This is a genomic window from Streptomyces sp. NPDC032161, assembly GCF_040636995.1.
Taxonomy (GTDB): domain Bacteria; phylum Actinomycetota; class Actinomycetes; order Streptomycetales; family Streptomycetaceae; genus Streptomyces.
This window is the reverse complement of sequence record NZ_JBEZVN010000018.1, coordinates 68,885-80,256: the sequence shown is the minus strand read 5'-3', so window position 1 is coordinate 80,256 and position 11,372 is coordinate 68,885. Positions and strand designations below refer to the sequence as shown.

At 68.0% G+C, this 11,372-nt stretch carries 9 protein-coding genes; 2 read left to right on the top strand and 7 right to left on the bottom strand.

All coding sequences use genetic code 11. The features are described from left to right. Positions 1-154 precede the first annotated feature (154 nt). The 7 genes from sbnA to AB0E67_RS25290 all read right to left on the bottom strand — a co-directional run bounded on the left by sbnA (position 155) and on the right by AB0E67_RS25290 (position 10,037). Entirely contained in the window at positions 155-1,162 is a 1,008-nt protein-coding gene (gene sbnA / locus AB0E67_RS25320) for a 2,3-diaminopropionate biosynthesis protein SbnA (protein WP_362030790.1), read from the bottom strand. 214 nt (positions 1,163-1,376) lie between these two features. Continuing rightward, positions 1,377-2,447, bottom strand: coding sequence for a 2,3-diaminopropionate biosynthesis protein SbnB (gene sbnB / locus AB0E67_RS25315; RefSeq protein WP_362030788.1), 1,071 nt, complete (start codon positions 2,445-2,447; stop codon positions 1,377-1,379). Then, the gene (locus AB0E67_RS25310) at positions 2,444-3,448 is read right to left on the bottom strand and encodes a TauD/TfdA family dioxygenase (protein WP_362030786.1); all 1,005 of its coding nucleotides are present in this window, start codon (positions 3,446-3,448) and stop codon (positions 2,444-2,446) included. The genes sbnB and AB0E67_RS25310 overlap by 4 nt, the downstream gene beginning before the upstream one ends. A 23-nt stretch (positions 3,449-3,471) precedes the next feature. Beyond that, a complete protein-coding gene (locus AB0E67_RS25305; protein ID WP_362030784.1) occupies positions 3,472-6,726 on the bottom strand; it encodes an amino acid adenylation domain-containing protein in 3,255 nt (1,084 codons plus the stop codon). Positions 6,727-6,789: 63 nt separating this feature from the next. Continuing rightward, entirely contained in the window at positions 6,790-9,318 is a 2,529-nt protein-coding gene (locus AB0E67_RS25300; RefSeq protein WP_362030783.1) for a Pls/PosA family non-ribosomal peptide synthetase, read from the bottom strand. 204 nt (positions 9,319-9,522) lie between these two features. Then, a complete protein-coding gene (locus AB0E67_RS25295; RefSeq protein WP_362030781.1) occupies positions 9,523-9,744 on the bottom strand; it encodes a hypothetical protein in 222 nt (73 codons plus the stop codon). Continuing rightward, complete coding sequence (locus AB0E67_RS25290) at positions 9,741-10,037, bottom strand: IPT/TIG domain-containing protein (protein WP_362030779.1); 297 nt, start codon at positions 10,035-10,037, stop codon at positions 9,741-9,743. The genes AB0E67_RS25295 and AB0E67_RS25290 overlap by 4 nt, the downstream gene beginning before the upstream one ends. Before the next feature lie 129 nt (positions 10,038-10,166). Here AB0E67_RS25290 and AB0E67_RS25285 point away from each other — a divergent pair, with 129 nt between their 5' ends. Then, positions 10,167-10,733 (top strand): transposase, encoded by a 567-nt coding sequence (locus AB0E67_RS25285; protein ID WP_362030778.1) that lies wholly within the window; start codon positions 10,167-10,169, stop codon positions 10,731-10,733. A gap of 180 nt (positions 10,734-10,913) precedes the next feature. Beyond that, complete coding sequence (panD, locus tag AB0E67_RS25280; RefSeq protein WP_362030776.1) at positions 10,914-11,345, top strand: aspartate 1-decarboxylase; 432 nt, start codon at positions 10,914-10,916, stop codon at positions 11,343-11,345. The last annotated feature ends 27 nt before the right edge of the window (positions 11,346-11,372 follow it).

The following is an 11,372-nucleotide window of genomic DNA, read 5'->3' as shown; positions in this document are numbered from 1 at the left end:
CTCAGCCCCCGTGACCGGTGCAGGTGGACGAGCAGGTCGTGGGAGCGAGCCGGTGTGCTCAGCCGTGATTTCCTTCTGTTCCGACAGCGTTGCCCCCTCCGTCATCGATCACGACACGCATGGCTCGACACCGCTCCTCGGGAGTATCAGTGCCCTACCCTGTCGCCGGCGACGGGGCGGCTGCCAAGGAATCGGCAGCCTCCTTGTCGGAGTCGAGCGCGTCCTCGCCGTAGAGATCCCGCAGCCAGTTGGTCTGGTAGATGGTGTCGAGGTAGCGCTCGCCGAGGTCCGGGCCGATGGCCACCGCGGTGAGCTCGCTCGCGTCATGCCGGGCCAGCCAGTCCGTGGCGCCGCTGATCACCGTGCCGGTGGAGCCGCCGAACAGGAATCCGCGCCTGGCCAGACGATGGCAGGAACGTATGGTGTCCGCCTCTTTGACACAGATCACCTCGTCGACATAGGACTCGTCGAGCAGTGGCGGGCGCATGCTCATGCCCAGACCGGGAATCATCCGGCGGCCCGGCGCACCGCCGAAGGACACCGAGCCGACGCTGTCCACCGCGATGATCCGCACCCGCCGGTGCCATCGCCGGAAGTAGCGCGCACAGCCCATCAGGGTCCCGGTGGTGCCGGCTCCGACGAACAGCACGTCCAGCCGCGGGAACTGACGGGCGATCTCCGGCGCGGTCGTGCGGTAGTGCGCCTTCCAGTTGCTCGGATTGGTGTACTGGCTGAGCCACACATACCGGTCGTCGGAGGCGCACAGCGCGCGGACGTAGTCGAGCCGTGCGCCGAGAAAGCCGCCGTTGGCCTCCTGCTCGGCGATCACGTGCACCTGGCTGCCCAACGCCTCCATCATCATTCTGTTCGACAGATTGCCGCGGGAGTCCGTCACACACAGGAACCGGTAGCCCTTGCTCGCCGCGATCACGCTCAGCGCCACGCCGAGGTTTCCGGACGAGGACTCGACCAGGATCGATTCCGGCGTCAGGATTCCATCCCGCTCAGCGGCCTCCACCATCTCGGTCGCGGCCTTCAACTTGATCGAGCCGGCGAAGTTGAAGCCCTCACACTTCAGGAAGAGCGAGTGCCCGAAGATCGACCGGAGATCGACATAGAGATCCTCTTCGTTGAAGGCGTAGGGAGCGGAAATGACGGGCACGACGGTCTCCTCTGTCTGGAGCAGAGCACTATCTGAACTTCCATCCGGCCGTGGGCGCGTTCCTCGCCTGTGCGGGCGAGACCCCCGTTTCCAACCGGGCGGTACGGGGCCCTGCGTCAGTGGCCGCTGTCTCATGCATCGGGGCCCGCTGCGACGTGACCGGTGGTCTCTCCCGGGATCAGCCCGGAAGAGGCCTCCCGGGCTCCCGGCCCGCTCATCCGTACCGGCTCAGTTCGTGGAAGAAGTCGTCGACGACGTGCAACTCTCCGCAGCGGGCCACTTCGGTGTAGACGTACTTGCCCACCGCGAGGTCGAGCACCCCGAGGCCGAAGGGCGAGAACACCACCGGCCGGTCCGTCGGCACCGTCACCCGCCCGGCCATCACGTCGTCCAACGTGCCGTGCAGGAAGTCCCGGTTGCCCGTGAGCTGCTCGGCCAGATGCGGCGAGGTATCGGCCTTGAGACAGTGCTCGACGTCATCGACGATGTTGGTCGAGGCGAGCAGGATCTCCGGCGCGAGGTCGCGCAGCGACACATGCAGCACCAGCGGATTGTGCGCGAACCACGACGGGTCGCTGACGTGCGGTTGACCGGCGACCGTGGCGAAGACGACCAGGTCGCTGTTCCGGATCAACTGCTCGGCGCTGTCGTGCACGGTGATTCGGCCGGGGGCGTCCGACTGCTCCAGGTAGCAGCGGAAGCCTGCCGCGCTGTCGGCGGACAGGTCGTGTACGCCGATGTCGTCGAACGACCAGCCGGTGCCGATCAGGAAGGTGTGGATGTAGCGGGCGATCAAGCCCACCCCGAAGAACCCGACGCGCGTCGGTCGCGGCCTCTCGCGGCTGAGCCAGTCGGCCGCCGACGCCGCCGACGCGGCCGTCCGGGTGGCGCTGATGATCGAACTCTCCAGACAGGCGAACGGGTAGCCGGTGTCATGGTCGTTGAGGATCAGCACGGCCGATGCCCTTGGGATGCCGGCCGTCACGTTCTTCGGGAAGCTGGAGATCCACTTCAGGCCGTCCACCCGCGTCTGCCCACCGATCGAGGCGGGCAGCGCGATGATCCGGGAGGACGGGCGGTCGGGGAAACGCAGGAAGTACGACGGAGGGTTCACCGAATCACCGGCCCCGTGCACCCGGTAGGTGGCCTCGACCAACTCCGTGATCCGCTTCTCGCGTCCGTGCAGTGTGCGCCGGACCTGGGCGCCGGAGATCACCGCGAACGGTGGCACGGTGATCGGTGCGACGCTCGCGGACTCTGCCGCGGGGGAATCGACGGTGGTCACTGCGTGGTCACCTCCACGGTCGGCGAGCAGTCGGCCAGACGCACCGGCTCGGCCATGGCGACGAGCACCTCGCGCGGTCCCTCGAAGGGCTCCCTGCTGTGCGCAGTGCGGACGTTGTCGACGAGCATCAGGTCGCCGGCCTGCCACGGTTCGCGTGCGGTGTTCGCCTCGTAGACGCTGTTGAGCAGCTGGACGACGTCCTCGCCGATCGGGTCGCCGTTGCCGAAGCGGGTGTTGAACGGCAACCCGTCGGCGCCGTAGACGTCCACCAGGTACTCGTGCACCTCGGGGGCCATCGTCCACTCGTTGAGGAACGCGATCTGGTTGAACCAGCAGCGTCGGCCGGTGACCGGGTGGCGCACCACGGCGCTGCGGCGCTGTCTGGTGCGCAGTCCGCCGTCGGGCTGCCACTCGAACGCGATGGCGTTGGCGCGGCAGTAGCGCTCGACGGCGTCCCGGTCGTCGGTGCCGAAGGCCTCGGCGACGGACGCGCCGATCTCGTCGTTGTAGCTACGGGTGAGCAGCCAGCCCTCGCGCTCGAACCGCTCGGTCAACTCGGCGGGCAGTGCGTCCAGCACGGTCGGTGAGTCGGCCACCGCGGTCGCTCCGCCGGCGGTGGGCGCACTGAGACAGGCGAACATCATCAGGCCGGGGAACTCAAGTGTGTAGCTCAGTTCGTGGTGCATACACATGGGCTGGTTCGGCGGCCACTTCGATGAGGAGTACACCCCCTCGGAGTAGGTCTGCCGGGGTGCGAAGGCCTCCCGCTCGGTCATCAGACCGGTGGCCAGCTTGGAGAAGACGGCTCCGGTCTCGGTCGCGTCACGCAGCCCGAGGCCGCGGACCAGGACCGAACCGTGCTCGGCGACGACTGCGCGCAGCGCGTCCCGGTGCTCGGCCGCCCAGGCCGGCGCGTCGCCGCCGGCCTCGGCCCGCAGCCGTGGGGGTGCGCCGGAATTCAGTTCCACGTCGACCGGCAACGCCGTGGATGTGAACGACATCTCGATTTCCTTTCAGCTGACACTCAGGAAGAAGCGAACAATTCGGCGGAGTGCAGTACGGCCTTTGCCGCCTCGACCGGACGGGTACGCAGGAAGTAGTGGCCGCCGTCGGCGAGTTCGTGCAGGTCGACCTGCTCGGCCAGGAGCTGCCAGTCGAGGTACCGGCGCGGGTACTCCGCCGTGCTCGGGTCGTCCGCGGCGACGACCACGGTGACCGGCGCGGAGAGCTTCTGAGCCGGCGGGCGCTCCAGGGCATCGGCGAAGTAGTGGTGTGCGGACACGCAGTCGTGCCGGTAGGCGGCGCCGACGTGCTCGGCGTGCTGCGCACCCAGCTCACCGAGCGAGGTGTGACCGCCGTGCGTGCTCAGGCTCGCGGCGATCTCGGCGTCGCTCCGTCCGGCCAGCTCGGTGATGGTGGCGCGCCGGTCGTCGGCGTCGCCGAGCAGTTGCGCGCCGAGGAACACCCGTTGGACGTCCACCCCGCGCTCCAGCAGCCTTCTGGCCGTCTCCACGGCCGGCGCGGTGCCCGAGGAGTGGCCCCACAGCAGGACCCTGGTCAGGCCACGCCCGGTGATCTCGTCGACGACCTGCTCGACCACCTGCGTCATCGGCGCGAGCGGCTCGCTCCCGGCGGTCATGTCGTGACCGGGCAGCTCGACGGCGTAGACCGCCGGTCCACCGTCCGGCAGCGCTCCGGCCATCGGCTGGAAGTTCACCGCGTTGCCGCCGGCGTAGGGGAAGCACACCAGGGCCGCGGTCTGCGCACCGTCCGATTCCGACAGCGGCTGAAGCAGCCCGGCACTCCGTGCGGACCTGCCGTCGATCAGCCCGGCCAGATCGGCGAGGACCGGGTGACCGGTGACATCCTTGAGGGACACCGCACGGTCCAGGACGACGGCCAGCCTCACTGCCGACAGCGACGTGCCGCCCCGGTCGAAGAAGTGGTCCCGCCGTCCGACCTGGTCCTGCGGGATGCCGAGGACCTTCGCCCATGCGGCCGCCAACCGCTGTTCGGTCGGCGTATCCGGCGCGCGGTAGTCGTCCCGGACGACGTCGAGTTCTCCGGCGAGTGTCTGCAGGGTCCTTCTGTCGATTTTGCTGTTGGCCGTCAGCGGCAGAGTCTTCCGCCAGTGAAAGGCCGACGGGACCATGTACGCGGGCAGCGACTCACCGAGCCGGCCCAGCAGTACGTCGGCCTCGATCGGCTGCCGACCGGAGTAGAACGCCACGAGGTGCTTGCTCCCGTCGGCCCGCTCGGCGACCACGACCGCACCGTCGCGAACACCGGGTACCTGCAGCAGGGTGTTCTCGATCTCGCCGATCTCGATCCGGAAGCCACGGATCTTCACCTGGGTGTCGCGGCGCCCGAGGAACTCCAGCTTTCCCTCGGGCGTCCAGCGGCCGTAGTCGCCGCCCCGGTAGAGACGGGCGCCCTCACGGTGCGGATCGGTCAGGTAGGCCTGCCGGGTGCGCTCGGGGTCGTTGACGTATCCGCGGCCGACGCAGACGCCGGAGAAGACGATCAGGCCGGGGGCTCCGAGCGGCACCGGGTTCAGGTGCTCGTCGACGACGTAGACGTGCACGTTGTTGACCGCGGGGCCCAGCAGGACCCGGTCCCCGTCGGGCACGCGGTCCATGACCTCGTGGTTGGTGTCGTCCGAGGTCTCGGTCAGCCCGTAGGCGTTGACCAGCTTGATCCCGGGCTGGGCGGCGAACCAGCGCTGCACGAGCTCCTTCTTCAGCGCCTCGCCCGTGACCGACACGCACCGCAGGTCCGGCAGCTCGCGGGGGTGCTGCTTCAGCCAGGACACGACCACGTCCAGGTAGGAGGGGACGACCTGGAGGACGGCGACCCGGCCGTCGACGATCTTGTCGACGAACCGCTGGACGTTCAGGATCACCTCCTGCTCCACCAGTAGGGTCCGTCCCCCGACCAGGAGCCCGGACACCAGCTGCCACAGCGAGATGTCGAAGCATTGGGGTGCGGTCTGGGCGACCACCTGTCCCTCGCCGATCTCCAGGTCGTCGATCTTGGCGTAGAGGTGGTTCAGCATGCCCGCGTGCTCGCACATCGCGCCCTTGGGCTCGCCCGTGGAGCCGGAGGTGAAGTAGATGTAGGCGAGCTGGTCCGGCGCGATGTGGAGGCCCAGATCGTCGTCGGCGTGGTCTTCCTCGTAGGCTGCGCCGACGAAGAGCTTCCGGACCCCGGACAGCGAGTCGAGGGCCTGGTCGAGCGTGGAGGTGCTGCCGGGTTCGGTCAGCACGAGACCGCATGCGGCACGGGAGAGCATGGTCGCGAGACGGTCGGCCGGGAAATGCGGTTCGATGGGCAGATACACGCCGCCGGCCTTGAAGACGGCGAGGACTGCGGCCATCCAGTCCAGGTTGCGCTCGGTCACCACCGCGACGACACCCTCGGGGCGCAGCCCCCGAGCCAGCAGGGCCCGTCCCACCCGGTTGGCGCGCGCGTTGAGTTCTCGATACGTCAGTTGCTGCTCCCCATGCACCGCGGCGACGGCGTCCGGGTGTGCCGCCACCCGCTGCTCGAACAGTTCGTGGAACCGGTGGTCCGGCAGTTCCCGGCGTGGACCGGCGAGTGATTCGAGCTGGAGACGGAGTTCCTCGGCGGAGAGCAGGTTCTGTCGCCCGTGCTCGGCGTCCGGATCGGCGGCGATCAGCGCGAGTGCGGTGAGGTGGTATCCGGCGATCCGGACGACGCAGTCCTCGTCGAGCGCGTCGGTCCGATGGCGCAGCCGTAGCGCAAGGTGGCCGCCGCGCTGCGAAAATCCCACCCACAGCACGGTGTTGCCGGCGACTTCGCCGCCCACGCCGTGCGGATCGAACACAGCATCGATCGACGGCTCTGCCAGGCCCAGTTCGCACCTGAGATCATCGACCGGGTAGTCCTTGTGCGACAGCAGGTCCGACGCGACTCGATGAGCGTCCAGCAGCAGCGTCCGCCACGAGCCGGGCTCGGTCGTCAGGCGGCAGAGCAGCGGTCGGCCGCCCTCCGCGGTGACGTATCCGGTTGCGACCTCGTGCTCGCCGGACAGCGCGGCGAGCACCTTGGAGTGCGCTGCCAGCAGCACCGAGTCGAGCGGTACCGCCAGGTCCTCGGCCAGCCGGCCCAACGCCGCGACGACGTCGTCCGGGACCGGCGCCTCGTGTTCGCCGACGCCCTTCACCGGATCGAGCGTCCACCGCGGGATTTCGGTGGATCCACCGGCGACGAGCACATCGCGCCAGAACTCCCGGTCGGCCTGCGCTTGCATTCCCATCTGGTCGTCCCTCTCCATTCGCCTTCGCCACCGTGCTGTTCAGCGCCGACAAGGGCGGAGCCGCTATCCCGTCCGCGTCAGCGCCTCGGGCCGATCAGGGGCGTCTCGCATCTCCGTGGCGGGGTTCCCTCCCCAGCGCGCGTGCTGCGGGACCTCCTCGCCCTTCATCAGGAAGGAGTCGGGCGCGAGCACCGCGCCGGCGCCCATCGTCACGCCGTAGTGGACATGGGCTCCCACGCCGATGGTGCAACCGGCGTCGAGGGTGCTGCGATCGGATTTGAAGGTGCCGTCCTCCTGCGAGTGGCACTGGATCTTGCTTCCCGCATTGAGCGTGCAGTCGTTCCCGATGGTGGTGAGCGTCCGCTCCGTCACATAGCAGCCGTCGTCGAAGACCCTGCTGCCGATCCGAACCCCCAGCATCCGCCAGATCACGTTCTTGAAAGGGGTGCCGTTGAAGATGTCGAGGTAGGTGTCGGGCACCTTCCAGAGGCGCTCGTGCCACCAGAAGTACGGGTCGTAGATGGAGCACACCTGCGGCTGCAGCGCGCGGAATGCCGCGACAGCGCGCTCCACCAGTACGAAGTAGACAGCGGTGAACCCGAGGCTGAGCACCAGGAAAGCGCCGATCAGCACATTCCCGTAGGAGTCGTACAGCTCGGCGCTCGCCAGGCCGAGCATCGTGAGCACGAAGAAGTGCAGCCACCGCACGAGCAGGAAGAAGAGCATCGAGCGGATGTTGTAGTGGTTCTTCGCAGCGAGGTTGCGGCTCAACTCGTCGCCGGTGCGCAGATGGTCGAACCGGGAATCGCGCTCGACCGACCGGGGAATCTCGAAGCACGGCGAGCCGAGCAGGCCCACCCCCTCGCGCACCTCGCCTTCGAGCGGAACCATCACCTTCGTCGCGAGGAGACAGTTCTCACCTGTCCTGGCCCCCGAGGGATAGGCGATGTTGTTCCCGAGGAAGTTGTGTGACCCGATCGAGGCCCGGGACACCCGGAAGGACGTGCTCGAATAGTCGGCGTTGACGACGGAGAGCCCGTCGGCGACCATCGTCCCGCTCCCGAACGAGCACAGGAACGGGGTCTCGTGTTGCACTTCCGTGCCGAAGTTCGACCCCGTCTGCTCGACCCGGGACAAGTCGTATCCGATGCCGCGCAAGTAGTGGACGATGTAGGAGCTGTCACCCAACAGCCATGTGAAGAACTTGATGTTGGTCATGCGCCCGATCGCCCGGTGCACCGAGTAGTGAAACCCGTACAGCGGATAGGTCCTGTCCGGCTTGACGACCAGGTTGAGCAGGCGCGGAAGGGTGAAGATCACGGCCAGGCCCACGACGACGAAGCCGAAGAACAGCAGCAGGGAGAGGACCAGCGCGTCGACGTAGAGGTCCAGCGACGTGAGCTCCGCCGTGCCCGGGACCAGCCGGTTGTGCAGCGCCGGGACCAGGGTCACCAGCATGTACGCGCCCCCGACGGACAGCGGTACGTAGAGGAGGAGCAGCTGAAGCACGGTGACGAGGCCGAAGCCGGCCCGGCGCAGCGTGCCGCATCGGGCCGGCCCGATCCTCAGGTAGTCGTGCTGCGTGAGCTGTGCCGGGGACCCGTGCCAGCGCTGACCGTCCGGGACCGCCTGGCCGCTGTACAGCGTGGACGTGTGGCCGAGTTGGGCCCCGTCGCCCATCGACGTGTCGATGTCGAGCACGGTCTTCTCGCCGATGAACACGTCCCGGCCGAGCGTGACCCGGCCAGTCTGGATGCGCCCGGCGTGTGCCCGGTAGCAGAGGAAGAACGAGTCTTTGCGGATCACCGTGCCGGCGCCGACCGTGAGCAGGTCGGTGCATACCGGAACGCTGCGGGAGAGGATCGTGACCCCTTCGCCGATCCGTGCGCCCAGCGCCCGCAGATACAGCACGTACAAGGGATTGCCGACGAAGAGGATCATCGGGTTGGCGTGGATCAGCACTTTGACGGTCCAGAAGCGCAGATAGGTCAGACTCCAGACCGGGAACTCTCGTGATGTCCACCGGCCGATCAGGAGCCACTTGGCCGCGATGGGGAAGGTGCACAGACCGACGAAGCCGATGCCTCCGAAGACGAGCGATCGCAGGTAGATGTCGATCACGCCCGACCCGGCGGAGACCCATGTATAGCCTCGGCTGGCAACCAGTCCGGCGAGGAAGGAGTATCCCAGGAAGAGCAGGAACTGCAGGGTTCCGCAGAGGGCGTACCGCACCGTGCCGACCGGGGTCACCACCTCGGACGGCGTCGGCGCCGACGGCTCGACGGGGGCGTGGTTCGCGAGCCCCGTCGCCAGACTGCGGATCGTCGGGTGCCGGTAGATGTCCTTCATCGATGCCGAGGGAAGGTCGGCTCGCTTCCTGACCCGTGCGCAGAAATGAGCCATCACCAATGAGTTGGCGCCGAGATCGTCGAAGAAATGACTGTCGACCGACACCCGTTCGACGCACATGACGTCGGCCAGTACCTCGGCGAGGTCCTTCTCGATGTCGGTCTCCGGACTGGTGAACCTGCTCGTATCGATTGCGGATTCATCAGGCCCGGGCGTCAGGACATCGAGGGATTTCTCCTCCATGCGAGCTCCTTGAGGAACTTTCGAGCGCCGTCGCCATTGCGGTGGGCGCTCCGTACTCGCGCTTTTCGATGGCTGGAGCGAGTGGTCCGGGAATCACGAGGTCGGGGTCTGCTGTCCGGATCCCGAACCGCTGCCTCAGTCTTAGCTGTCCACCGGCGGGCTGCCACTCGAACTCGGTCGCATTGGCCCAGCAGTGGCCCCGGTTCACTCCTCGTCCAGGATCCTGCCCGGCGGGACGGCGATGAGCTGCGCGTGCGTCTCGCCGTGCTGCACGCGAGTGGTCCGTTCCCGGTCCGGGAGGAGTTGCGCCGGGGTGTGGGGCGGTGGCGGTACTCCGGCCGTGCCGGTGCCCGAGGGGGAGACCGCCGTGACCTGGGTCGGGGATATCCGGGTGATTTCGGTGGTCGGTTCGCTGTCGAATGTCACCTTGGTCGTGGGGGCAGGTTCGTTCCCGTGATGGTCACCAGGGTTCCGCCGCCGGTGGAGCCCTGGTTGGGAAAGAGGCATGTACAACGCTCCTTGTTCTCCGATGGAACATACGGGGACCGGTGGCACGCGCCCAGCCCAAGCGTTCGGCTTCCGCGGGAAAGGTCGGTTGTCGACGACGTCAAGTGACGCCGTGTGGTAGCGCGCAGTTGTTGGCATTGCCGAGAGTCCGGGGAAGCGGGCGCATAAGGTCGCGGCCCGGGCCCCGGCTGCCGGAACTTCTTCTCGGGCACGGAGAAGAACCGGCAAACGCTGTCTGTTCTCAACTTCCTCGGCTGGGGTGGGCAGCCCGCCCGTTCACCATTTCAGTGACCCACAGGCGGATTTGAGCGGCAAGGCTCGTAACCTCGTATCACTCGAAGGTGGGAGTTGCCCGACTTGTACGAGCGGATTTCACGCATCGACGGCCGGCTCGGCCTGCCCGAGCACTCCTGGTGCACCGATCCCGAGCGCCGCCAGGAGCCGGGACACCCGAGACGGTGCGGTTCGCGACCGTGCCCCGTCCGGCCCGGGAGACGATCGCCGCCGCGCTGGATGCCGGGGTGGAGGCGCCGTGGGTGACAGGCGACGAAGCCTATGGGCAGGACCCATGGCTCCATGCCGCCCTGGGGGCACGCGGGACCGGCTGCGTTCTCGCCGTGGCCTGCTCGACCGGAGTGCGGATCAACCACGGTCGCACCCCGTCCGTGCGGTCGCCGTCGCCGGCCGCCTGCCCGCCACCGCCGGGCAGCGGCAGAGAGCAGCCGCGATCCGATCCCGTCGGCCGTCCCGGAGACACGCCATCTGCTCGCCGTGGTCCTCGGCCCACCGGCCCTGACCGCGGCCGGGGGTCCTGCACTGGTCCACCTGGCGCAGACGCCGCCAGGCATCAGCCCGACACAGCCACTACCGACGACGCTCCGCCGACGAACCTGCCGGATGGACGGTGAAACCGCACTGGAGTGCTGAGGGTCGTCCCGGGAAGTGGCTCGTCCTGCGCCCCTCGCATTCCTGATGTGCCGTCAGGCAAGTCGGCATCCGACCTTCGAGTCCGACGCGTGCCAGTGTAAGGTGAAGAACGCCCCTGACCTGCAGAAAGCTGGCAGGGAGCCGTATTCCAGGAGTCCAAAATGCTGCGTACTCTGTTCAAGTCCAAGATCCACCGGGCCACCGTGACCCACGCCGACCTCCACTACGTCGGGTCCGTCACCGTCGACGCCGACCTGATGGAGGCGGCCGACCTGCTGCCCGGCGAGTTGGTGCACATCGTCGACATCGACAACGGCGCCCGGCTGGAGACGTACGTCATCGAGGGCGAGCGCGGTTCCGGTGTCATCGGCGTCAACGGTGCCGCCGCGCATCTCGTGCACCCGGGCGACCTGGTCATTCTCATCAGCTACGCGCAGGTCGACGAGGTCGAGGCGCGTACGCTGACACCCCGCGTCGTGCACGTGGACGCGGACAACCGTATCGTCGGGCTCGGTGCCGACGCCTCCGAGCCCGTACCGGACGCCGCCACCGAGCGGAGTCCGTACGCCGTTCCCGCGGGGCGCCGGTCGTAACCGTCCCACCGACGAGGAGCACCCACC

Excerpts from the sequence above, each read along its gene's own strand:
- AB0E67_RS25310 (WP_362030786.1), bottom strand. The coding sequence starts at position 3,448 with ATGTCGTTCACATCCACGGCGTTGCCGGTCGACGTGGAACTGAATTCC.
- AB0E67_RS25305 (WP_362030784.1), bottom strand. The coding sequence starts at position 6,726 with ATGGGAATGCAAGCGCAGGCCGACCGGGAGTTCTGGCGCGATGTGCTC.
- AB0E67_RS25300 (WP_362030783.1), bottom strand. The coding sequence starts at position 9,318 with ATGGAGGAGAAATCCCTCGATGTCCTGACGCCCGGGCCTGATGAATCC.
- panD (WP_362030776.1), top strand. The coding sequence starts at position 10,914 with ATGCTGCGTACTCTGTTCAAGTCCAAGATCCACCGGGCCACCGTGACC.